10 protein-coding genes are annotated in these 24262 nt (G+C 68.5%); 7 read left to right on the top strand and 3 right to left on the bottom strand.

Annotated features, from left to right (window positions below; genetic code table 11):
* The first annotated feature begins 14 nt into the window (after positions 1–14).
* The 5 genes from xerD to AC3A5T_RS04920 all read left to right on the top strand — a co-directional run bounded on the left by xerD (position 15) and on the right by AC3A5T_RS04920 (position 19157).
* Positions 15–1001, top strand: a complete 987-nt coding sequence (gene xerD, locus AC3A5T_RS04940; RefSeq protein ID WP_487627614.1) for a site-specific tyrosine recombinase XerD — start codon at positions 15–17, stop codon at positions 999–1001.
* A 634-nt stretch (positions 1002–1635) separates the two neighbouring features.
* Complete coding sequence (locus AC3A5T_RS04935) at positions 1636–2445, top strand: DsbC family protein (RefSeq protein WP_332079457.1); 810 nt, start codon at positions 1636–1638, stop codon at positions 2443–2445.
* Between the two features lie 90 nt (positions 2446–2535).
* Positions 2536–6438: a phosphoribosylformylglycinamidine synthase gene (purL, locus tag AC3A5T_RS04930; RefSeq protein ID WP_487627613.1), complete on the top strand. Its 3903-nt coding sequence runs from the start codon at positions 2536–2538 to the stop codon at positions 6436–6438.
* 514 nt (positions 6439–6952) lie between these two features.
* Entirely contained in the window at positions 6953–17137 is a 10185-nt protein-coding gene (locus AC3A5T_RS04925; RefSeq protein ID WP_487627612.1) for an ESPR-type extended signal peptide-containing protein, read from the top strand.
* Between the two features lie 106 nt (positions 17138–17243).
* On the top strand, positions 17244–19157 hold the full coding sequence (locus tag AC3A5T_RS04920) for a S8 family peptidase (RefSeq protein ID WP_487627611.1): 1914 nt from the start codon (positions 17244–17246) through the stop codon (positions 19155–19157).
* Between the two features lie 170 nt (positions 19158–19327).
* Here the strand turns inward: AC3A5T_RS04920 and AC3A5T_RS04915 are convergent, their stop codons facing one another.
* From AC3A5T_RS04915 to AC3A5T_RS04905, 3 genes are read right to left on the bottom strand one after another with little or no spacing between them, the layout of a single operon-like run.
* Complete coding sequence (locus AC3A5T_RS04915) at positions 19328–20464, bottom strand: serine hydrolase (protein ID WP_487627610.1); 1137 nt, start codon at positions 20462–20464, stop codon at positions 19328–19330.
* Positions 20461–21627 carry a serine hydrolase gene (locus AC3A5T_RS04910; protein WP_487627609.1) on the bottom strand — a complete coding sequence of 389 codons (1167 nt, stop codon included), beginning with the start codon at positions 21625–21627 and terminating at the stop codon, positions 20461–20463. The genes AC3A5T_RS04915 and AC3A5T_RS04910 overlap by 4 nt, the downstream gene beginning before the upstream one ends.
* Positions 21628–21655: 28 nt before the next feature.
* A complete protein-coding gene (locus AC3A5T_RS04905) occupies positions 21656–22807 on the bottom strand; it encodes a heparan-alpha-glucosaminide N-acetyltransferase domain-containing protein (protein ID WP_487627608.1) in 1152 nt (383 codons plus the stop codon).
* A gap of 236 nt (positions 22808–23043) precedes the next feature.
* Here AC3A5T_RS04905 and AC3A5T_RS04900 point away from each other — a divergent pair, with 236 nt between their 5' ends.
* Positions 23044–23451 (top strand): hypothetical protein, encoded by a 408-nt coding sequence (locus tag AC3A5T_RS04900; RefSeq protein WP_332079464.1) that lies wholly within the window; start codon positions 23044–23046, stop codon positions 23449–23451.
* Positions 23452–23554: 103 nt separating this feature from the next.
* Positions 23555–24196, top strand: a complete 642-nt coding sequence (locus tag AC3A5T_RS04895; protein ID WP_487627607.1) for a DUF2242 domain-containing protein — start codon at positions 23555–23557, stop codon at positions 24194–24196.
* The last annotated feature ends 66 nt before the right edge of the window (positions 24197–24262 follow it).

The raw sequence follows: 24262 nt of genomic DNA, 5'->3' as shown, positions 1-24262 counted from the left end.
CTAAGCTGTCGTCGATGTCCAGCCGCAGCACCACGACCACGCCTGCCGAACGCCGCGCCCTTGCGGTCGCACTGCCACCGCTGCGCGACGAGGACCGCAGCGACATCGAAGGGTTCCTCGATGCGTTCTGGGCCGAGCACGGCATCGCGAACCAGACCGCGGCCGCGTACCGGCGCGATCTCGAAGGCCTCGCGCGCTGGCGCGACGGACGCGATGGTGGCATCGCGCACGCGGACCGCGTTGCCCTGTTCGAACATCTCGCTTGGCGCACCCGTCACGGCTGGTCGCCGCGCAGCAATGCCCGTCTGCTGTCCGCGCTGCGCGCGTTCTTCGCGCATCGTCAGCGCCGGCATGGACGCGTCGACGATCCCACCGCGTTGCTCGATCCACCCAAGCTGCCGCGCTCACTGCCGAAGGCGCTGGGCGAGTCCGAGATCGACGCGTTGCTCGGCGTGCCGGACACCGCCAGCGTCGACGGTCTGCGCGACCGCACGATGCTCGAACTGATGTACGCCTGCGGGCTGCGCGTCAGCGAACTGGTCGGCCTGCCGGCCAACGGCGTCAACCTGCGCCAGGGCGCGCTGCGCGTGACCGGCAAGGGCGAGCGCACGCGTCTGGTGCCGCTGGGCGAGGAGGCGCAGCACTGGTTGCAGCGTTATCTCGACGACGCACGTCCGACGCTCGCCGGCGGCAAGGGTCCGGCCCGCGATGCTGCGGGCGACACACCGTTGTTCCTGACCGCGCGCCGCACGGCGATGAGCCGGCAGCAGTTCTGGGTGCTCGTGAAACGCCACGCCGCCGCGGCCGGCATCGATCCCGCGCGTATCAGCCCGCATGGCCTGCGGCACAGCTTCGCCACCCATCTGCTCAACCACGGTGCCGACCTGCGCGCGCTGCAGATGCTGCTGGGCCACAGCTCGTTGTCGACGACGCAGATCTACACGCTGGTCGCGCGCGAACAGCTCAAGCGGCTGCACGCCACGCATCATCCGAGGGGGTGAGGTGCACCCGTTTGCGCGGCACTGCCGCGCGGTTGCGCCGAACGCCCGGCGTGCTTCGCCGGGCCGGGCGTGCGATGAAACGAAAAGCCGATAGATCTCCGATTCCGACCGCGCGGGTGCGCCGAACGCCCGGCGTGCTTCGCCGGACCGGACATGCGATGAAGCGAATGGCCTGCAGCAGTTCGATCAAGACCGTGCGGATACAACGCTTGTTCTTGCGAGTCGATCAGGTTGCTGACTGAGCGTGCTGCTTCGGTTGCACGCAGGTCGCGCGTAGATGGCCCGCACCAGATCAGAGACGTCGTTCGCCAAGACGCCGGATGTCGAGGCCCCTCTCCCCCTGGGAGAGGGGTTGGGGTGAGGGCAGCAGATCGCATTGAACCCACCACGCGAACCGCGAGCGATGGGGTTCGCCTCGCTCTACCCATCCTACGAAGCAGAACGACTCCACGTCGCTGGGCGTTCGAACGCGACACACCGGGGCGTCCATCACCAGGCCAGGCCCACCAAACCACCATCCGAGCCCCACCATGAACGCCCCCAGCCCCGCTCCAGGCCGCCCGAAGCCCGCCCCATCCCTTCATGCCAGAATGGCCGCCCCCGGGATCGCCCCCGCTCTTGGTCGTCAGATTCGATGAAGCGATACGTGTTCGCGCTGCTCGGCGCCTTCAGCCTGTCCGCCTGTGCCCAGAACCCGGGTGCGTCCGACACCGCCGCAGCCGCGACGCCTGCCACGCCGGCACCAGCCGCGATCGAAGCGCCGGCAGGCTCGCCCGCCGCCGAGGCGCGTGACGCGATCCTGTCGATCAATCCGCGCGTGTCCATCGAGAGCGTGTCCGATGCCGCGCTGCCGGGCTTCCAGGAAGTCGTGGTCTCCGGCCAAGTGCTCTACGTCAGCAACGACGGCCGCTACGTGCTGCAGGGCAGCCTGTTCGATGCACGCGAGAAGCGTGACCTGAGCCAAGCGGGTCTGTCGAAGCTGCGCCAGCGCCTGCTGTCCGAGGTGCCGGAGGACCAGCGCATCATCTTCGCGCCGGCCAATCCGAAGTACACGGTCTCGGTCTTCACCGACGTCGAGTGCGGCTACTGCCGTCGCCTGCACGAGGAGATCGCCGAGTACAACAAGCGCGGCATCGCGATCGAGTACCTCGCGTACCCGCGCATGGGCCCGGGCAGCGACGATTTCCGCCTGATGGAATCGGTCTGGTGCGCGGCCGACCGCAAGAAAGCGCTCACCGACGCCAAGGCCGGCCGTCGCGTCGATTCGAAAGCCTGCGAGAACCCGGTCGCCGCGCACTACGCGCTGGGCCAGCGCGCCGGCCTCACCGGTACGCCGATGATCATCGCCGCCGACGGCACCCAGATGCCGGGCTACATGCCGCCGGACCAGCTGCTCGAAGCGCTGCAGCGCCTCGATGGCGAGGCCGCGGGCGGCAGCCGCTGAGCCAACGCGCCCCCGCGCACAGCGATCGTTGGGGCGGCGGGCGCGGCCATTGGCTACAATGGCCGGCCCTGAAATACGGTTTCCCCGGACATGATCGTCCTCGAGGGCCAGCAGGCCCTGTCGCCGTTCCGCCGCGAACGGCTTGAAGCACGTCTGCAGTCGGTGTCGCCCGCGCTTTCCGTCGCCGGTGCCTGGCATGTCTACTTCGTCGAAGCCGAGGCCGGGCAGTCGCCCGACGACGCCACGCTGCGCCGCATCCTCGAGGTCGACGCCGGTCCCGCACCGGCGCGCATCGGTGGCGCGGTTTCGCGCGTCGTCTCGCCGCGGCTGGGCACGATTTCGCCGTGGGCCAGCAAGTCGACCGAGCTGCTGCGCGGCGCCGGCCTGCCGGTGCATCGCGTCGAACGCGGCCTGCGCCTGGACCTGACCGGCTGGCCGGACGATGCGGCCACGCAGGCGGCGGTCTCGAAGCTGCTGCACGATCCGATGACGCAGTCGCTGCTGGGCGACGTGGACGCCGCCGATGCGCTGTTCGCGGCGCCCGCGCGCGGCGCGCTCGAACGCATCGCGCTCGACGATCTCGACGCCGCCAACCGTCGCCTCGGTCTGGCACTGGCCGACGACGAGATCGCCTACCTGCGCGAGCGCTTCGGCGCGCTGGGTCGCGACCCGGCCGACGTCGAGCTGATGATGTTCGCGCAGGCGAACTCCGAGCATTGCCGGCACAAGATCTTCAACGCGTCGTGGACCATCGACGGCGAGGACATGCAGCGCAACGGCCGCGCGCAATCGCTGTTCGGCATGATCCGCCACACGCATGCGAGCACGCCCGAGCACACGCTGTCGGCCTACAGCGACAACGCCGCGGTCGTCGAAGGCTATCCGGCGCGCCGCTTCCGGCCCGATCCGGTGTCGTTCGAGTACCGCAGCGAGCCGCTGATCGACAGCGCGTTCTGCATCAAGGTCGAGACCCACAACCATCCGACCGCGATCTCGCCGTTCGCGGGCGCGGCCACCGGCGCCGGCGGCGAAATCCGCGACGAGGGCGCGACCGGCCGCGGCGGCAAGCCCAAGGCCGGCCTGACCGGTTTCTCGGTCTCGCACCTGCGCATTCCGACGCTGCCGCAGCCGTGGGAAGCGCCGCGCGCGCTGAATCCGCGCATGGCGCCGGCGCTGGAGATCATGCTCGACGGCCCGCTCGGCGGCGCCGCGTTCAACAACGAGTTCGGCCGCCCGAACCTGCTCGGATACTTCCGCAGTTTCGAACTGCCCGAAGGCGACGACGGCCTGGTGCGCGGCTACGACAAGCCGATCATGCTGGCCGGTGGCCTCGGCGCGATCGATCGCGCGATGGTCGAGAAGAAGACGCTGTCGGCGGGCGATGCTGTCGTCGTGCTCGGCGGTCCGGCGATGCTGATCGGTCTGGGCGGCGGCGCGGCGAGTTCGGTGGCCTCGGGCGAAAGCGCCGAGGATCTCGATTTCGCCTCCGTGCAGCGCGACAACCCGGAGATGGAGCGCCGCGTGCAGGAGGTCATCGACCGCTGCGTGGCGCTGGGCGAGCGCAACCCGATCCTGTGGTTCCACGACGTCGGCGCGGGTGGTCTGTCGAACGCGATTCCCGAACTGCTGCACGACTCCGACGTCGGCGGCATCATCGATCTCGACCGCGTGCCCAGCGACGATCCGTCGCTGTCGCCGATGCAGCTGTGGTGCAACGAATCGCAGGAACGCTACGTCCTCGGTATTCCGCAGGACCGCGTCGAGGAATTCGAAGCGATCTGTGCGCGCGAGCGCTGCCCGGTCGCGATCGTCGGCGTGGCGACGGCCGAAGAACATCTGACGGTCGGCTACGGCGCGACGCTGGAGACGATCGGCAGCGGCCGTGACTGGCCGATCGATCTGCCGATGGACGTGCTGTTCGGCAAGCCGCCGAAGATGCATCGCGACACCGCACGCACCACGCCGCATCGCTGGCCGGCGCTCAACAGCCGCGCCGTCGATCTGCACGAAGCCGGTCTGCGCGTGCTCGCGCATCCGACCGTCGCGTCGAAGTCCTTCCTGGTCACGATCGGCGACCGCAGCGTCGGCGGCCTGACCGCGCGCGACCAGATGGTCGGCCCGTGGCAGCTGCCGGTCGCCGATTGCGCGATCACGCTGTCCGGGTTCGAAGGCTTCACCGGCGAGGCGATGGCGATCGGCGAGCGCAGCCCGCTGGCGCTGATCGATTCCGCCGCCGCCGCGCGCATGGCCGTGGGCGAGGCGATCACCAATCTGTGCGCCGCGCCGGTCGAGACCCTGCACCGGGTCAAGCTGTCGGCGAACTGGATGGCCGCGGCCGGACACGCCGGCGAGGACGCGCGCCTGTTCGATGCCGTGCATGCGGTCGCGATGGAGCTGTGCCCCGAGATCGACCTGTCGATTCCGGTCGGCAAGGATTCGCTGTCGATGCAGGCGCAGTGGCAGGCCGACGGCGCCGCGCACAAGGTCGTCTCGCCGGTCTCGCTGGTGGTCACCGCGTTCGCGCCGGTGCCCGACGTGCGCACCCAGCTCACCCCGCTGCTCAGCCGCGAGCCCGATACCGAGCTGTGGCTGATCGGCCTGGGCGCCGGCAAGCAGCGTCTCGGTGGTTCGGTGCTGTCGCAGTGTTTCGAAGGCTTCGGCGGCGCGGTGCCGGACATCGACGAACCCGAGCGCCTGAAAGCGTTCTTCGAACTGATCTGCGAAGCGCGTGAGGCCGGTCTGCTGATGGCCTATCACGACCGTTCCGACGGCGGCGCGTTCGCCGCGCTCTGCGAAATGGCGTTCACCGCGCATCTCGGCCTCGACATCGATCTCGAAGGCTGGGGCGACGACCGCAGCCGCGACGCGCTGCGCACACTGTTCTCGGAAGAGCTGGGCGCGGTGGTGCAGATCTCCGCCGAGGACCGCGCCGAATTCGCCGATCTCGTCGCGCGTCACGGCCTGATCGAATGCGCCCAGCGCATCGCGCGCCCGACGACCGCCAATGCGATCCGCGTGCTCGACGGCGAGGACGTGCTGGCCGAGTGGAAGTGGGAGACGCTGTTCGACGCCTGGTGGTCGGTGACGCATGCGATGCAGGCGCTGCGCGACAACCCGGAGTGCGCCGAGGAAGAGCGCGCAAACGCGCGTCGCTTCGATGCGCCGGCGATGCGTCCGGTCCTGACCTTCGACCCGTCGGAGGATGTCGCGGCGCCGTACATCTCGACCGGCGCACGACCGAAGGTCGCGGTGCTGCGCGAGCAGGGCGTCAATGGTCAGATCGAAATGGCCTCGGCCTTCGATCGCGCTGGTTTTACCGCGGTCGACGTGCACATGAGCGACCTGATCGCCGGCCGGGTGGATCTGGCAACGATGCAGGGCCTCGTGGCCTGCGGCGGTTTCAGCTACGGCGACGTGCTCGGCGCGGGCCGCGGTTGGGCGACGTCGGTCCTGGAGGCCGCCGAGCTGCGTGCGGCGTTCGAACGCTTCTTCGCCCGCAGCGACACGTTCTCGCTGGGTGTCTGCAACGGCTGCCAGATGCTGTCGCAGCTCAAGCCGATCATCCCCGGCGCCCAGCACTGGCCACGCCTGCTCCGCAACCGCAGCGAGCAGTTCGAGGCGCGCTTCGGCCTGCTCGAAGTCGAAGAATCACCGTCGCTGTTCTTCGCCGGCATGGCCGGTTCGCGGATTCCGGTGGCGATCGCCCACGGCGAAGGTCGCGTGCAGTTCGACGACGATGCCGACCGGATCGCAGCGACCGTGGCCTTGCGCTACGTCGACGGCAACGGACACGCCATGGGCTACCCGGCGAATCCGAACGGCTCCCAGGACGCCATCGCCGGTCTCGCGTCGCTCGACGGCCGGGCGACGATCCTGATGCCGCACCCCGAACGCACCCCGCGCACCGCCAACCTGAGCTGGGCCCCGACCGATTGGCCGGATGACAGCCCTTGGCTGCGGATGTTCCGGAACGCGAGGCGGCATCTCGGATGACGTGACGCACTGCGTCACTTTTCGCAAAAACCGGTCGGGCCGGGAGACGGAACAGTCTCCCGGCCCGATCTGCGTTCGGGGCCTCGCAGGCGTCCTCAAGCCCGTCATGACGCGGTTTTTTCAGAATTCTCTGACGTTTCAGTGCGTCTGACTGAATAGCCAAATCATATACAAATCAGTTGGATGTGGCTGGAATCTAATCCGGAATATTCGATTCTGACGTAAGTGGCTAGGCCCTTAGGCATATTCGATGCCGGACTGTCGAATCCGCGCCGCAACGCTTGACGGCACGGATTGCCCGGGAGGAGTATCGGGTCACAGTTTGGCGTTTGGGGAAGATTCAAGTTGCGTACATCCCGCCTTCATGTAGCGCGTTCCCGCGCTGCAGAGCCGCTTCCGGAGCACGGAACGGCCAACGCCTGAGACACCCGGAAGCCGCAGCGGTCGCTCGACGACGCTGCGGCTTTTTTTTCGCCGAAATTCCAATCAAACCAAGCACTTCGAGGGGCTCGAAATGAATCGCATCTATCGCAAGGTATGGAACAAGTCGCTGGGCCAGGTCGTGGTCGCCTCCGAGCTGGCATCCAGCGACAGCGCCGGCGCGTCCGACGGCGGTGGCGCCGCCGCGCCCGGCCGTTCCGCGCTTGCAATCGCCCTGAGCCTGATGCTGTTCGGCATGGCCTCACCCATGGCCCTGGCGCAAGCGGTCTGTCTGGACGCCAACGGCAATCCGATCGGTACGGCAGTCGGGGCGGACAGCACCGCGTGCGGTGTGGGCGCCCAGGCGACCGGCGCTGCATCGACCGCATTCGGTCGTGCCGCCGTCGCCAGCGGACTGCGTGCCACGGCAGTCGGCGCGCGCGCCAATGCCACGGGCGACAACGCCACGGCAGTGGGCAACAACGCCCAGTCGACCGGTAATGCCTCGACCGCGCTCGGTCGCAATGCCACCGCCAGCGGCACCAATGCCGCAGCGGTCGGCGTCAACAGCACTGCATCGGAAACCAACACCACGGCGCTGGGCACCGGCAGCAACGCCACGGCCGTCAACAGCTCAGCGGTCGGTCGCGGCGCCAATGCGGTCGACACCAATGCGGCCGCCTTCGGCGCGCTCTCGAATGCATCGGGCCTCAACTCGACCGCGATCGGCACCGCTGCGATTGCAGGCGGCAATTCCGCTGTCGCACTCGGTCGCGGCAGCCAGGCGCTCGGCGGCGTATCGACTGCCGTCGGTACCAACAGCACCGCGTCCGGCGACGGTTCGGTCGCGCTCGGCACCTCGGCCAGCGCCGAGGCGGTGCGTTCGACCGCGCTGGGTCGCGGTGCGGTCGCCAGTGCCAACGGCAGCGTGGCGCTCGGCCACAACTCGGTTGCCGATCGTGCGAATACCGTCTCGGTCGGCACCGCGGATGCCCAGCGCCAGATCACCAACGTGGCCGCGGGTACGCAGGCGAGCGACGCCGTGAACGTGGCGCAGCTTCAAGCGGTCGCCGATGTCGCGGGCGAAACCGCCCTTTACGTCGAAGCGACAGGCGATGCCGCCGCGATCGCCGAAGGCGAGGAAGCGCTTGCCGTCGGTTCGGGCGCCACGGCCGAAGGCGATTATTCCGCTGCAGTCGGCTCGAACGCCCAGGCGCTGGGAGATCAGACCACTGCACTGGGCAGCGGCGCGACTGCGACTGGCATCGATGCGACGGCAGTCGGCTATGGCAGCAGCGCATTGGCTTCCCAGGCCACCGCGACCGGCGCGGGTGCCAGTGCGAATGGCCTCGGCAGCACGGCGACCGGCGCCGGCGCGCAGGCGTCGGGCGTCGAGTCGACGGCGACCGGCTACATCGCGGATGCGTCCGGTGATGGTGCGACCGCGGTCGGCGCCGAAAGCGCCGCATCGGGCGCACAGTCATCGGCATTCGGTCTGCAGTCTTCTGCGGCGGGTGATTTCGCTTCGGCCGTAGGCGGCTACGCGACGGCTAGCGGTCTCAACAGCTCCGCGTTCGGTAACGCCAGCACTGCTTCAGGCGACGCCAGCGTCGCCGTCGGTTCGGACAGCACGGCGTCGGGCCTAGCCAGCACGGCTGTTGGTCAGAACAGCATCGCCTCGGCGGACGAGAGCACGGCGCTCGGCGGTATCGCGAACGGGTTTGCCGCGGAGGCAGTCGGCTACCGGTCTGCCGCACTGGGTGCAGGCGCGGGAGCACTCGCGGATTTCGCGACTGCTGTCGGTACACTGTCCGAAGTGGATGCACTGGGCGCGACTGCGCTGGGCTACGGCGCCTATGCAGGCGCTGAGAACAGCGTCGCGCTGGGTGCCCTGTCGATCGCCGACCGCGAGAACAGCGTGTCTGTGGGCACGTCCGACAATCAGCGTCAGATCACCAATGTCGCGGCGGGCACCGAGGCAAACGATGCGGTCAACCTGGGCCAACTGGAAGAGGCCACGGCACAGCTCGACTACGTTCAGGCAACGGGTGACGGCCAGGCGTTTGCGTCTGGCGATGACGCCACGGCGGTCGGCTCAAATGCGTTTGCAGATGGTGATTACGGCACCGCCCTGGGTGCATCGAGCGATGCATATGGCGTCGGTGCCTCGGCAGTCGGCAGCGGCGCGGCCGCGCAGGCCGACTACGCGACGGCCGTTGGTTACAACGCCTCCGCGCAAGGCCAGAACAGCGTCGCGCTCGGCGCTTTGGCACAGGCGGACGGCGCAGGAAGCGTCGCAGTTGGCGGTCAGGCTGTTGATGAGAACGGCAATCCGCTGCTGATCGATGCGGATGGCAACCCGATTGAAACCGGCGCAGCGAGCGCGGGTGTAGGGGGCACCGCGTTGGGCGCGAGCGCCGACGCGTCCGGCTTCGCCTCGACGGCGGCAGGTGTGGGTGCGGCTGCAACCGGCGCGCAGGCGTCGGCCTTCGGTGCGGTGGCTAATGCAACGGGCGATTTCTCTACCGCGGTCGGTACGGAAAGTGCGGCGACCGGCGCGAACAGCGTGGCGGTCGGTGCGGGCGCCAGTGCAGCGGGACTCTACGCGACTGCAGTCGGTAGCGGCTCGCGCGCAACCGCGGCGAACGCGACGGCACTTGGCGAATTCGCCTGGGCGACCGGTGCCAACGCGACTGCGGTCGGTGAATTTGCATGGGCGACCGGTGCGGGCACGACTGCGCTGGGTCAGGACTCCTATGCGACGGGCGCAAATGCGACTGCGCTCGGGCTGGGCGCTTATGCGTCCGCGGCTAACAGCGTAGCCCTCGGCGCTGATGCGCTCGCCAACCGGGCGAACACTGTGTCGGTGGGTACAGCGACCAGTCAACGTCAGATCGTCAACGTCGCTGCGGGTACACAGGCGACCGACGCCGTGAATCTTGCGCAGCTGGAAGCCGTGGCTGACGTCGCGGAAGAAACCAGCAAATACTTCACCGCGACCGGTGGCGTCGACAGCGATAACGCCGCTGCAGCCGATGGCGAGTACGCCACGGCGGCAGGCGAGACCGCTTTTGCGGGCTCCGATGGTGCATCTGCCTTCGGCAGCGGCGCCTTCGCGATCGAGACGGGCGCAACCGCGATCGGCTTCAACGCAGCAGCCAGCGGCGTGAGCAGCGTGGCGCTCGGCGATTCGGCCGAAGCAAGCAGCATCGAATCGGTTGCCGTGGGTTACGCCGCGGCCGCTACCGGTATCGCTGCGACTGCGGTTGGCGCTGAGAGCATTGCCAGCGGTGACGAATCGGCGGCGTTCGGCCTGCTGGCAGAGGCGTCTGGTGATTTCGCGACGGCCGCTGGCAGCAACGCGGTGGCCAGCGGCTTCAACAGCTCGGCATTCGGTTCGACGAGCACAGCTTCGGGAGAAGACAGCGTTGCGGTCGGCTCGGACAGCACGGCGTCGGGACTGGGCAGCACGGCGGTGGGTCGGGGCAGCGTCGCCTCGGAGGAGGCAACGACGGCAATCGGTGGTATCGCAAATGGTTACGCCACCCGCGCATCGGGGCTCGCGGCGACGGCATTGGGCGCAGGCGCAGAGGCTACGGCCGACTTCACCACTTCGGTCGGCACGTTGTCCTGGGCGGAGGCCAAGGATTCGACGGCGCTCGGTTACGGCGCTTATGCCTACGCGGACAACAGCGTGGCGCTGGGCGCGTATTCCGAGGCTGACCGCGCCAACAGCGTCTCGGTGGGTACGGTTGGCGATGAGCGCCAGATCACCAACGTCGCCGCTGGTACGGAAGCGACGGACGCGGTGAATCTGGGGCAGCTGGAAGAAGCGACCGCCAACAGCAAGTACTTCCGCGCAACAGGCGAGGGCGAGGCATATGCGCTCGGCGCGGATTCCACAGCATCCGGCTCGGACGCCTACGCCGAAGGTGATTACAGCACTGCAATCGGTGCCTCCAGCAGCGCCAATGCCGAAGGGGCCTCGGCTTTCGGCAGCGGCGCGACCGCGCAGTCGACGAACTCGACCGCGGTCGGGTTCAACGCGACTGCATTCGGTCAGAACAGTGCGGCGTTCGGAGCCGGCGCGCAGGCCGACGGTCCTGCGAGCGTCGCGATCGGCGGAAACGCAGTCGACGAAGACGGCAATCCCCTGCTGACGCTCGGTGGCGCACCTGTCGAGACATCCGCGACCAGCGCCGGTGTGGCCGCGACGGCCGTCGGCGCGAGTGCGGACGCATCGGGCTTTGCTTCGGCGGCAGTTGGCGTGGGTGCCAGCGCGATCGGCGACCAGTCGTTGGCATTGGGTGCCGTTTCGACGGCATCTGCCGATTTCGCGACGGCGGTCGGCTCGCAGGCGACCGCCAGCGGCGCCAGCAGCGTCGCGGTTGGCGGACCTGCCGATCTGATCCCCGGCTTTGGTTTCCTGGTGTCGACCTCCGCGTCGGGTGACAACGCTGCAGCGTTCGGTGCGGGCACCGTGGCATCCGGCAACAACAGCACGGCACTCGGCACCCTCAGCGCGGCGGAGGGCGACGGCAGCACGACGGTCGGCTACTTCGCCTATGCAGCAGGTACCAATGCCACCGCGATCGGCAGCGAGTCCTGGGCCAGCGGCGAGGACAGCCTCGCGCTGGGCTACTACTCCACCGCGCGTGGTGCGAACAGCGTTGCGTTGGGTGCCAACTCCACCGCGACGCGGGCGAATACCGTGTCAGTCGGCGATGTCGGCAGCGAGCGTCAGATCACCAATGTCGCTGCCGGTACCGAGGGCACCGATGCGGTGAACCTGGACCAGCTGGAAACCGCGACGCAGTACAACAAGTACTTCGCCGCAACCGGCAACAACGAAAATCCGGCGGACGATGTCGGCGCCTTCGCTGACGGCCTCAACGCGACCGCGGCAGGCGATGCCAGCAATGCACTCGGTGATGGTGCTTCCGCATTCGGCAGCGGGGCGTTCGCGGGCGCCGATCTCGCCACAGCGATCGGCTTCAACGCCACAGCATCGGCGGCCAATGCGATCGCGATCGGCGCGACGGCAGAGGCCAACGGCGAGTACGCCGTGGCGCTGGGCGCCGAGAGTCTGGCGAGCGGCGAACTGTCGACCGCGACCGGCGCAGGCGCGGTCGCCAGCGGCGACGGCGCGTTGGCCAGCGGCGCATTGGCGGAAGCGTCCGGCGTCGAAGCGACGGCGGTTGGCTTCTTCGCAGACGCATCTGGTGAAGTCGCGACCGCAGTCGGTGCAGAGAGCATCGCCAGTGCCGAAGAAGCCGCAGCCTTCGGCTTCCGCGCGGAAGCGTCAGGTATCTACGCGACGGCCGTGGGTGGCAATGCGGCCGCGACGGGGGCAAACAGTTCAGCCTTCGGCAACGCTAGCAACGCGTCCGGTGGCAGCAGCGTGGCGCTGGGTGCGGACAGCACCGCATCGGGTGCGTACAGCACCGCGGTCGGCCAGGCCGCGACAGCGACCGGTTACAACAGCGTTGCAGTGGGTGGTGCGTTCTTCGGCATCGCGGCCGCGGAGGCATCAGGCGACTTTGCTACCGCACTCGGCGGTGCGGCGGTTGCATCGGGTGAGAACAGCACGGCACTCGGCAACTTCGCCGAGGCGTCCGCAGTGAACAGCGTGGCGCTGGGCGCGGATTCGGTTGCGGATCGGGACGACAGCGTGTCGGTGGGTTCGGCGGGCAGCGAGCGCCAGATCACCAACGTCGCCGCCGGTACGGAAACGACGGATGCTGTAAACGTCGGTCAGCTGGCAGAAGCCACTGCCTACAACCAGTACTTCCGCGCAAGCGGTGACGGCGAAGCGCTGGTCAATGGAGAGGACGCCACGGCTGCAGGTTCGAACGCCTACGCCGATGGCGATTACGCCACGGCCATCGGTGCTTCGAGCGATGCGTTCGGCGAAGGCGCATCGGCGCTGGGCAGTGGCGCGATGGCGCAGGCCGACTACGCCACCGCCGTCGGCTTCAACGCGCTGGCCAGCACGACCAACGCGCTGGCAATGGGTTCTTACAGCGAGGCCGCCGGTGAGTTGAGCGTCGCGGTCGGCAGCTCGGCGTATGCCAGTGAAATTGGCGCAGCGGCCATCGGCAGCAGCGCGCAGGCGACCGGCGCCTATGCCTCGGCCGTGGGCACCGAAGCCGCAGCGTCGGGTCAACAGGCGACGGCGACCGGCTTCCGCAGTAATGCCTCCGAGAATGCGGCATCGGCTTACGGCAGCTACTCCGCTGCTTCGGGCTTCGGGGCGACTGCGCTCGGCTACGGTGCCGAAGCAGGCGCCGACTACGCCACTGCAGTCGGTATCGCTGCACAGGCTTCGGGCGTCAGCAGCGTCGCCGTCGGCGAGTACAGTGAAGCCACGGGTCTCGAAAGCGTTGCGGTCGGCGGCACGGCGTTCGGATTCATTCCGGTCCGTGCGTCCGGCGATGGCGCCTCCGCTTTCGGTTCCGGCGCCTGGGCGATCAACGATTACGCCACCGCGCTGGGCTGGATCAGCAGCGCCGATGGCGAGAACTCGACTGCAGTGGGTGCGGCGTCGTGGGCAGAGGCTGACAACGCGTCGGCATTCGGTTACGGCGCGTACGCCAGCGCGGAGAACAGCGTCGCGCTGGGTGCCGGATCCGTCGCGGATCGTGCGAACAGCGTGTCGGTGGGTGAGTCCGGCGCAGAGCGCCAGATCACCAACGTGGCCGCGGGCACACAGGGCACCGATGCGGTCAATGTCGATCAGCTGGAAGAGGCCACGCAGTACAACAAGTACTTCGCGGCCACCGGCACGGGCGACCCCGATGGTGATGTCGGTGCCTACGCCGAGGGCGATTTCGCAACTGCATCCGGTGAAGGCGCCAATGCCTTCGGTCTGGGCGCGTCGGCGTATGGCGCTGGGGCGCAGGCGGATGGCCAGTTCGCGACGGCATCGGGTTACGGCGCCTCCGCAACGGCCAACTCTGCGACCGCTGTCGGCGGCACGCTGGAGTTCGTCGATGCACAGGGTGCGACCGTGACCGTGCAGACCACCGCCAATGCGGATGGCGCGTCGGCCTTCGGCGCGGGTGCGACTGCGTCCGGTGCGTACGCCACCGCGACCGGTGCACGCGCTTCGGCAACCAATACGCAGTCAACTGCAACGGGTTACACAAGCACCGCGAGCGGTCTGGCGTCGACGGCCAACGGTGGCTTCAGCACCGCCAGCGGTGATTTCGCAACGGCATTGGGTTACAGCGCGACGGCATCGAACACGCGGACCACGGCAGTCGGTATCCAGGCAACGGCGAGCGGCACGAATGCGACGGCGGTGGGCAACACGTCGACTGCCAGTGGCGCGAGCAGCGTGGCGTTGGGCACGGCGTCGCGTGCGACCAATCTCAACAGCACCGCTCTCGGCGGCACGGCGTGGGCGACGGCGGACAACACCACGGCAGTGGGTCAGTTCGCATGGGCCACGGCCATCGGCGCCACCGCGGTGGGTCGTGATTCGTATGCAACTGGCGTGAACTCGATGGCGCTCGGTCTGAGCGCCTATGCGACTGCAGCCAACAGCGTCGCGATCGGTGCCAACGCGTTCACCAACCGAGCGAACACGGTGTCGGTAGGCGATGTGGGCGACGAGCGTCAGATCACCAATGTCGCAGCCGGTACGGTGGGCACCGATGCGGTCAATCTGGATCAGCTCACCGAAGTCAGCGATGCGGTGACAGGAAACGCACGCTACTTCAAGGCTGACGGCGCGCAGGACGGCAGCGATGACGCCGTCGCCAGCGGCACGAACAGTGTCGCTGTCGGCGCGGGTGCATCTGCGACCGGCGCGGCGAGCGTGGCGATCGGACACCTGAGTGGCGCAGCCGGTGCGCGCTCGGTTGCAATCGGTGAGTTCGCCGAAGCGCGCGGGACGGATGGCACCACGGTGGGCTACTTTAGCCGCGCTGGTGCCACGGGCTCCGCGTTCGGCTCGGGTGCGAGCGCGTTGAACATCTTCGACGCAGACGGCGCCCAGTTCGCTTCGGCGTTCGGCTACAACGCGGTGGCGAGTGGCAACCGCGCCACCGCACTCGGCAGCCAGGCGTTCGCGCCACAGGACGATGCGACGGCGGTCGGCTACAACGTCAATGCGGTCGCCGTGGGCGCGACCAGTGTCGGCAGTAACAGCGTCGTGCTGGCGCAGGACGGCACTGCGATCGGCCGCGATGCCAGAAGCTTCGCTGGCAACAGCGTCGCGTTGGGCGCAGGCTCTCTGGCCGATCGTGCCGACAGCGTTTCGGTTGGCAGCGCCGGTAATGAGCGGCAGATCACCAATGTCGCGTCTGCGACGGTAGGGACCGATGCGGTCAACCTCGATCAGCTGCAAGGCGCCATCGCGAACGTGGACGCCGAAGGCAATCGCTACTTCGCTGCAAGCCCTGCCGAAGGTGAAGCGGGTGTCGGCGCAACCGCAAGCGGTGTGAATTCGGTTGCCGCGGGTGAACTGGCGGAAGCGTCCGCAGAGAACACGGTCGCGGTCGGTGCGAATTCCAGCGCCACCGGAGTTCGTTCGACGGCCGTGGGCCAGGGCGCATCCGCAAGCGATGAGGAGGCTGCGGCATTCGGCCAGGCGGCCAATGCATCGGGCTTCCATTCGACCGCCATCGGCGCGCTGGCCGAGTCCAGCGGCCGCGGTGCGACCGCGATCGGTTGGGATTCGACGGCTTCCGGCGCGCTGTCCACCGCGTTGGGCAACTCCGCCTCCGCCACCGGCGAGAACAGCACGGCACTAGGCCGCGCGGCGACGGCGTCCGCGCTGCGGACGACGGCGGTCGGTCAGGGCGCATCGGCCAGCGATGAAGAATCCGCGGCGTTTGGTCAGGCGGCCAACGCGTCGGGCTTCCATTCGACGGCGATTGGCGCGCTCGCGATCTCCAGCGGCCGCGGCGCAACTGCGATCGGCTGGGACTCGGATGCCACGGGCGCACTGTCCACGGCAGTCGGCAATCAGGCGGCTGCCACCGGCGACAACAGCACGGCGCTGGGTCGCCAGGCTGCAGCCTCGGGCCTCAACAGCACTGCGGTCGGCCAGACCGCAGTCGCCAGCGCGGACAACAGCGTGGCGCTGGGTCAGGGCGCGGTGGCGGATCGCGCGAACACGGTGTCGGTGGGTGCGAGCGGCAGCGAGCGCCAGATCGTCAACGTGGCCGAAGGTACCGAAGACACCGATGCGGTGAACCTGGCCCAGCTTCGTCGGATCTCCGACGGCGCGGGTGAAAGCCTCAACGCCGGTCTGCAGAGTGTTGCGGACGCACTGGGCGGCGGTTCGATGGTGGACACGGCCTTCGGGACGATCTCGACCCCGAGCTACTCGATCCAGGGCAGCAACTACGCCGGTATCGAGGCGACCTTCGGTGCGCTCAATACCGAAATCACCCAGCTGAAGCAGCGCGTCGGCGCGGTCGAAACGGTGATCGAAGCCGGCGACGGCACCAATGATCGCGTCGCGGTCGGCGGTGACGGCACTGGCACCGATGACGCCAGTGTCGGCGCGGGGACGAACGCGGTCGCAGTCGGTTCCAACGCCGCGGCCAATGGCCAGAACGGCGTGGCCGTCGGCGGCAATGCGTATGCCCACGGTCCGAACGACACTGCGATCGGTGGCAACGCGCGCGTCAATGCGGACGGCAGCACGGCAGTAGGTGCCAACACCAACATCTCGGCGAACGCAACGAATGCGGTGGCAGTGGGCGAGGGCGCGTCGGTGACGGCGGCGTCCGGCACGGCGGTCGGCCAAGGCGCGAGCGTGACCGCCCAGGGTGCGGTGGCACTGGGTCAGGGTTCGACGGCCGATCGCGCGAATACGGTGTCGGTGGGCAGCGCGGGCAACCAGCGCCAGATCACCAACGTGGCAGCGGGTACGCAGGCGACGGATGCGGCGAACGTGGGTCAGGTGGATGCCGCGCGGACCCAGGCCGTCGCGACCTCGAACGCCTACACCGACCAGAAGTTCGCCGCGTGGAACGACAACTTCGACACCTTCAAGGGTGACGTCGATCGTCGCTTCTACGACACCGATCGCCGCATCGACCGCCAGGGCGCGATGGGCGCGGCAATGCTCAACATGGCGACCAGCGCCGCGGGCATCCGCACCGAGAATCGCGTCGGCGTCGGTGTCGGTTTCCAGGGTGGCGAGAGCGCGCTGTCGGTCGGCTACCAGCGTGCGATCAGTGAGCGCGCGACGGTGACCGTCGGTGGTGCGTTCAGCGGTGACGAGAAGTCGGTCGGTGTGGGTGCGGGTTTCGGTTGGTAACCAATGCGTACGGATCGCCGCCACGTCCGCTTGGGGACGGGCGCGACGGCGGTCCGCAGCGTCATGTCGAAGTGGAACAAATCCAAATACGTTGAGGAGAGTGTTGATGTCGATGAAGAACAAGACGCTGTTGTGTGCCGCTGTCGCAGCCGCAATGAGCATGCCTGCCGCATTCGCAGCGGGTCCGACGGCGGTGATCGGTGAGTCCAGGATCGCCCAGCCCCCCGCGTCCGCCCAGCTCGCGGGCGCACGTCTGATCGTCAAGTACCGCGCGGGAACGCTGGAGCGCAGCAGCAACACTGCCAAGACCCGCGTCGTGCAGTCCGCCGCTGCGCGGATGGGCGGCAACACCTCCAAGGCCGGCCGTAGCGCCGCGCTGTCGGCGACCCACGTGCGCCAGCTTGGCGTTGGCGCCGATCTGCTGCGTCTGTCGCAGAAGATGGACAGCAGTGCGTTGAACGCTCTTGTGCGTGAGATCTCGGCCGATCCGTCTGTCGAGTACGCGCACGTCGATACGCGCGATTACGCGCTCGTCAACCAGCGCGCTGCGACGGATGTGACGCCGCAGTTCGTTCCGAATGACCCCTTCTACGGCCAGTACCAGTGGAACTTCACCAATCCGGTTGGCGGCGTCAATGCGCCGGCGGCGTGGGACGTGGCCACTGGCGAAGGCGTCGTGGTCGCCGTGCTTGATACCGGCATCCTGCCCGACCACCCCGACATGAACGCCGGACAGCTGCTGCCGGGCTACGACTTCATCAGTGACGCATTCGTCTCGCGTCGCCCGACCGACGAGCGTGTTCCCGGTGCACTCGACTACGGCGACTGGAATCCCGAAGTCGGTGAGTGCTACACCACCCCGACGCCGTCTCCGATCCAAGACAGCTCCTGGCACGGCACGCATGTCGCAGGCACGGTGGCGCAGACGACAAACAACGCGCTGGGTGCAGCAGGTCTCGCATATGGCGCCAAAGTCCTCCCGCTCCGCGTGCTGGGCCGTTGCGGCGGCTATGGTTCCGACATTGCAGATGCCATTGTCTGGGCGTCGGGCGGCACCGTTCCCGGTCTCCCCGCCAACACCAATCCGGCCGAGGTCATCAATCTCAGCCTCGGCGGTGGCGCGGCTTGTGATGCCACATACCAGGATGCGATCAACATCGCGACCGCAAACGGCAGCCTCGTCGTCGTCGCCGCCGGCAACAGCAACTCCAACGTCGCGAACTTCCGTCCGGCAAGCTGCAACAACGTCGTAGCCGTCGGCGCGACGCGCATCACCGGCGGCCGTGCGTCGTACTCCAACTTCGGCGCGCTGGTCGACCTGTCGGCGCCCGGCGGTGGTGGTTCACAGGATGCAGGCAACGGCGGCTGGGATGGGTACATCATCCAGGCCGGTTCCGACGCTGCGACCACGCCGGACTCCGGTGCCTACCTGTACACCGGTTACACCGGCACCTCGATGGCTTCGCCGCACGTCGCCGCGGTGGCCGCACTCGTGCAAAGCGCGCTGGCGGCTGCGGATCGTGATCCGCTGACGCCTGCGGCACTGGAAGAGCTTCTGAAGTCGACCGCGCGCCCGTTCCCGACCACCATCCCGGCCAACACGCCGATCGGCACGGGTATCGTCAATCCTGTGGCTGCGTTGGCCTTGGCTCTGGAAGAGCCCTGTGACCCCGCAGTCGAGGAATGCGCACCGCCGGCGACGCCGATCGTCAACGCGACACCGGTGCGTTCACTCTCCGGCGCTGCCGGCGCCGAGACGCTGTACAGCATCGACGTGCCGTCGGGTGTCTCCGGTCCGCTGAGCATCACCACCACGGGCGGCAGCGGCGACGTCTCGCTGCACGTCAGCCTCGGCGAGGCGCCGGCGGCAACGGGCACGTGGAACTCCTCGCGCCCGGGCAATGCGGAAACGATCCGCATCAATGCCCCGACCGCGGGGACGTACTACATCAAGCTGACGGGCGTTCGCGCGTACTCGAACGTCACGCTGCAGGCGCGTTTCTCCCTGCCGCCGGTCTGATTCAAGGCCCGGCCCGCGTTCGCGCGGGTCGGGTGGACCGTAATGTCTGGCCGGCGGATGCCTGCATCCGCCGGCTTTTTTATGGGCGCTTTGCGAGATATCCGTCGCGGATGTCGGTAGGGGCGCAGCGATGAAGCACTCCGGCGCAGGCGCGCCTGCACGACGGACTGTCAACCGCCTTCCGGATCCAGCACCGTCTCGGCCAGTGCACGTCCCAGACCCTGGAACGCGGTTTCGGCCTGCGCGATGTCGTCGAAATCCTCCGCGCACGCGAGCACCAGCGTGGCGCCTTTGCGGGCGCGTCCGGGATCGATCACGCCGACGTTGCACGCGCGTCGCAACTGCGTGCCGGTCTTCTGCGCGAAGTCGGTATCGGGTGGCAGGCCCGCGCTGATGCGGCGGTCGCCGGTGCTGATGGCGCGCATGTGGTCGAGCATGCGGCGGGTGCTCCCGGGGGACAGCAGTTCGCCTGCCGCCAGGCGGTCGAGCAAGGTGGCGAACGCGGGAAGAGTCGCGGTGTTGCGATCTCCGCGATAGTAGGCATCGAACACGGATTCGAGCGTGTCGGCATCGAGATCCGCGCGCGGCACTCCCAGTTCTTGCGCCAATGCCTGCAGACGTGGCTCGCCGGCGTCCGCATTGCGCAGACGCACGATGGCCATGTTGTCGAGCTGCGCGACGCCCGGATGCACCGGATCGTAGGCGTCGTAGCGCACCTGCAGGATCGTCGTGACCGGTCCGAAGCCGCCGCCGGTCCAGTCGCGGATGCGTGCGTTGAGATGGTCTTCGCCGACCTTGCGAATCAGCATGTCGGTCGCGGTGCTGTCGCTGTCGCGCAGCGATTTCTCCAGCAACGTGGCGATGCTGAAAGTCTCGCCAGGCTTGTGCTGGAGCATGTCGCCGGAGCCGTCGACGAAGTCGGTTTGCGCGAGCGTCAGCGTCTCATCGAGGGATAGCGTGCCGGCGTCGACCTGTTCGAGCACCGCGATTGCGACCGGGATCTTGATCGTGGACGACAGGTACCACGCGCGATCGTCACCGCGATCCAGCGTGCCCGGCTGTGCACCGTAATGCCGCACGTAGACGCCGAAACGTCCGGGCATCGCGTCGTCGAGTGCGGCGACGCGTGTCTCCAACGCAGCGACCCACGGCGCATCGGCCTGCAGCGCAGCATCGACCGCGGACTGCGCGGCGGGATCGTCGGTCGCTGGCGGTGTTTCGCCACCGCGGCAGGCCGCCAGCAGGGCAACGGCCAGCAGGACGGAGACGAGCCGCTGCGTGCGGCGGGCGTGCGTTCGGTTAGTCATCGGGCAGGTTCGAGCGAAGAGACGGGATTCAGCACGCCCGATGCGGTGATCGCTGCGCCGAGCTCGCGCAATGCGCGTTCACTGGCCGCCGTGCCGGCGCCGCGGGCGCAGGCGGCGATGACCACCTCCACTAGTGCGGTGCCTTCGCGTGCCGGCAGGCTGGCGATACCGGAATCGCAGATGCGCCGGTACTGGGTACCAGTCTTGTGTGCGAAGCGCGCTGTCGAAGGCAGACCCGCGCGGATGCGCTGCTCGCCGGTCTGCACACGGGCCATCACGTCGAGCAGATAGCGCGTGCGGTCGGGGTCCAGTGCGCGCCCCGCTTGCAGCGCCGCCAGCATGTGGCCGTAGTCGCGCAGCGTGGCGCTGTTGACGTGGGTGGCGTAATAGGACTCGAACGCACTGTCGAGATCGGGCAGCAGGAAATCGGCGGGTGTCACGCCGAGCCGTTGCGCGAGCGCGCGCACGCGCGCCTGGCCGCTGCCGGCGCGCTGCAGCGCCAGCATGTCCTGCGAGGTGAGCCCCGCGGCGCCGGGATGGAACATGCCGTAGGCGAGGCGACGCACATCGGCCAAGGTCGTGATGCGCACGTCGCGCGCGATCAGTTCCGAGGCGACCGCGTTGACCTGGCCGAGGCCGACGGTGCGGATCAGCATGTCGCTCGCCGTGTTGTCGCTGTAGATGATCATCTGCTCGATGAGCCAGCCGATGGTCAGCCGATCGCCCGCGCGATGCGCGTTGGTGCGGCCGGCGCCATCGACGAAATCGCTGTCGAGCAGCGTGATCGGCGTGTCGAGCGTCAGCCAGCCCTGTTCGATCTCGCGCAGCACCGCGATTGCGATCGGCACCTTGACGCCGGACGCGAGATACCAGATCTCGTCGCCACGAAAGTCGTACTGCGCGTCGTCGCCGAGCCGCTGCACGTGCACGCCCAGCTCGCCGGCGAAGCGCGCATCGATGTCGCGTACGCGACGGTCGAGCTCGGTTGACCAGGAAGGCCTGGCCGCAGGTGGCGATGCCGCCAGTGCCGTCTTCGCAATGCCGGGTTTCACCGGCACCATCGCTTTGGCAGCGGGTATGGCCGGCTGCGTCAGCGCCGCGCCGCTCATCGAGGACAGCGCGAGCGAAGCGACGATACACAGATGTCGCAGGTGTCTCAGCATGGGCTCGAAAGCCTCGCGCCGCGCCGCTTCACTTGCGCTGAACTTCCGAGTCGGGCGCGCGCTTCAGAGCACGCTTCATCGCGCCCCACAGCCAGATCCACGTCGCAGTCGCGACCAGCAGCAAGCCGGTCAACCACAGCGCGCGCTCGTAGGTGATCGACTGGTAGAGCCCCAGCGTCTCGCGCAGCAACAGGAAGATCACGCTGATGTGCACGATGAAGGCCATCAGCGCGTCGCTGCCGATGACCGCGATCGGTCGCAGCCATTTCGCCAGCCATTCGCCGCCCGCCACCGCGAGCGCCAGCAACGCGAACGCGCCGCCCGTGCTGAAGAGCATGAACATCAGCTGCGGCGGATGCTTGCCGGCATTGCGCGCGATCTCGACCAGCAATGGGCGCAGATCGCCGGCGCGGATCGCGAACCAGGCGAACAGCGCCGCGGACACCAGCGCCAGTGCGCCTGCCAGCGCCCAGCGCGTCCGCGGCTCGCGGTAGGCCTGCAGCAGCACGCCACCGATCAACAGGCCGACGAGGATCAGCGGGCCGCGCGCGAGCTGGCCCCAGGTGTAGTAATCGGGGTGCTCGACGATCAGTGCCTGCAACTGCGGCACGCCCCAGAAATCGAAGTGGTGCAGCAGCCACCACGATGCGAAGGCGACCGGAACCGGGCTCAACCAGCGCAGTGCGGCGGGCGTCTTCGCCCACAGCGGCAGCAGCCAGGGAATCCACAGCAGCGCGATCGCATAATAGCCGAGGATCTCGACGAACGACGGGAAATCGCGGTACAGCAGCGTGTCGACGATCGCGGCGGCGTCGTGGCGGCCATACATCTCCACGACGGTCAGAACCTTGTACCAGAACAGCACCAGCAGACCGCGCCACAGCAGCCGATTGCGTCGCTGCGGCCAGTCGGGCGCCGTGGTCTTGGGGACGAAGGCGACCGCGAGCGCGATGCCGAACACGATCACGAACAACGACGAGGAGAACTTGGTGATCGCGTGGACCGGCACCTGGCCCCATGCGGGAAAATCGTCGAGCGGCATCAGGCCGTTGGTGCCGTGACTGAGGATCATGAGGCAGACCGCGAAGCCGCGCGCCAGATCGATCGCGCCGATGCGGCCGGTGTAGACCGTCGACGTGTTCGCTTCCAGCGACTGCGCCGGCGACTCCGTCGCACTCATGCCGTCGCCTCGTCCGGCGCGGGCCTTGCGCCCTGCGGCGTGCAACGACAGCCGGTACTGGCCACCGCGCAACGGGCGTGCGTGCGCAGCGCGCGGACGGGAGGCGGCACCTGGACCATGCGGATCCTTCGAGGTCGGGGGCGTGCATTCCAGCAGTGCCACCGTGATGGAGCGGTCAGCGGCCGCGCGCCGATCTGGGATACTGTCGCGCCAGCCTTCCGTACGACCGCAGTCCGATGTCCATCTCGTCCAAGTCCCGCCGCGACGCCCGGCGTCGCAATGCACCGCGTCGCAGCGATGGCAGCGCAGGCGCACCGCAGATCCACGCACAGCTCAAGGGTCCCGACGATCGCGTGCTCGCCGGCGCGACCTATCACGAGGGCGAGTGGACGCTCGTGTTGCGCGGCGAACCGGTGGCGACCACGCACAGCGCGGCGATGTTGCTGGCCATGCTGCGGCACACCGCGGCCTCGCGACATGCGAACGGCATCGCGACGCGACTGTCGGTATCCAAGGCGCTCGATGCCGCCGCGAGCGCAGAGGCGCAGGCCGAAGGCCGCACGCTGACCGAGCATCTGGACTGGCTCGAAGCCGAGCGCCGCACGCGCAATGCGCCGCCCGAGGCGCCGCCCACCGCGCACTGAGGCCGCGGGCATCCGGCTGCATGATGAACCGTGCAGGCCGCGTCGGGATGCGCGCGCGGCGACGCCGGTATCATGCCGCGGTCCCGGCTTCCGATCCGTCCCCATGCAATCCGTCCGCTCCCTGCCGCGTTTGACCGCCATCGCCGTCGCCGTACTGGTGTTGGCCGCATGCGGGCGCAACGTGCGCGAGGACGCGCCGTTCATGGGCGAATCCTTCGATTCCGACGAGACCTATTCGCGCACCTACGAGCTGCCGCCGGCGCAGGTGTGCAGTGCGGCGCGCCTGGCGCTGCTCGGCCAGGGCTACGCGGTGGCCAAGTCCAGCGACGATGCGGTGGAGGCGTCCAAGAACTTCCAGCCTGAGGACGACGTGCACACCCAGCTGTCGGTGCGCGTGTCCTGCGTGTCGCGCGGCAACGACCGCTCGCTGCTGTTCGTCAGCGCGCTGCTCGACCGCTACGTGATGCGCAAGAGTTCCAACTCGGCCAGCGTCGGCGTGGGTGGCATCGGTTCGCTGTCGCTGCCGGTCGGCAGCCGCGAGGACTCGCTGGTGCGCACCGCCAGCAGCACCGTGCAGGACACCGGCTTCTACCGCCGCTCCTTCGAACGCGTCGGCTACTACGTGCCCGCGCCGAGCAGCCGCGACCGCAAGCCGAGCGCCGACGAGATGCGCCGCGAGGATCCCCCGCCGGCGGACCTCAAGCGCGGCGCCGAGGCCACCACCGAACCGCTTCCGCAGGGCTGATCCGCGGCGGCGCCCCGCGCCGTCGAACTGCTAAAGTCGGCCGATCCGTAATCGATGGGATGGCCG

It is taken from the genome of Luteimonas sp. Soil_C_16 (assembly GCF_057657295.1).
Note: the sequence above shows the minus strand (reverse complement) of the source record. Positions and strands in the feature narration are given on the sequence as shown.

Coding starts and splice junctions, on each gene's coding strand:
- xerD (WP_487627614.1), top strand. CDS start 15: ATGTCCAGCCGCAGCACCACGACCACGCCTGCCGAACGCCGCGCCCTT.
- AC3A5T_RS04935 (WP_332079457.1), top strand. CDS start 1,636: ATGAAGCGATACGTGTTCGCGCTGCTCGGCGCCTTCAGCCTGTCCGCC.
- purL (WP_487627613.1), top strand. CDS start 2,536: ATGATCGTCCTCGAGGGCCAGCAGGCCCTGTCGCCGTTCCGCCGCGAA.
- AC3A5T_RS04925 (WP_487627612.1), top strand. CDS start 6,953: ATGAATCGCATCTATCGCAAGGTATGGAACAAGTCGCTGGGCCAGGTC.
- AC3A5T_RS04920 (WP_487627611.1), top strand. CDS start 17,244: ATGTCGATGAAGAACAAGACGCTGTTGTGTGCCGCTGTCGCAGCCGCA.
- AC3A5T_RS04915 (WP_487627610.1), bottom strand. CDS start 20,464: ATGACTAACCGAACGCACGCCCGCCGCACGCAGCGGCTCGTCTCCGTC.
- AC3A5T_RS04910 (WP_487627609.1), bottom strand. CDS start 21,627: ATGCTGAGACACCTGCGACATCTGTGTATCGTCGCTTCGCTCGCGCTG.
- AC3A5T_RS04905 (WP_487627608.1), bottom strand. CDS start 22,807: ATGAGTGCGACGGAGTCGCCGGCGCAGTCGCTGGAAGCGAACACGTCG.
- AC3A5T_RS04900 (WP_332079464.1), top strand. CDS start 23,044: ATGTCCATCTCGTCCAAGTCCCGCCGCGACGCCCGGCGTCGCAATGCA.
- AC3A5T_RS04895 (WP_487627607.1), top strand. CDS start 23,555: ATGCAATCCGTCCGCTCCCTGCCGCGTTTGACCGCCATCGCCGTCGCC.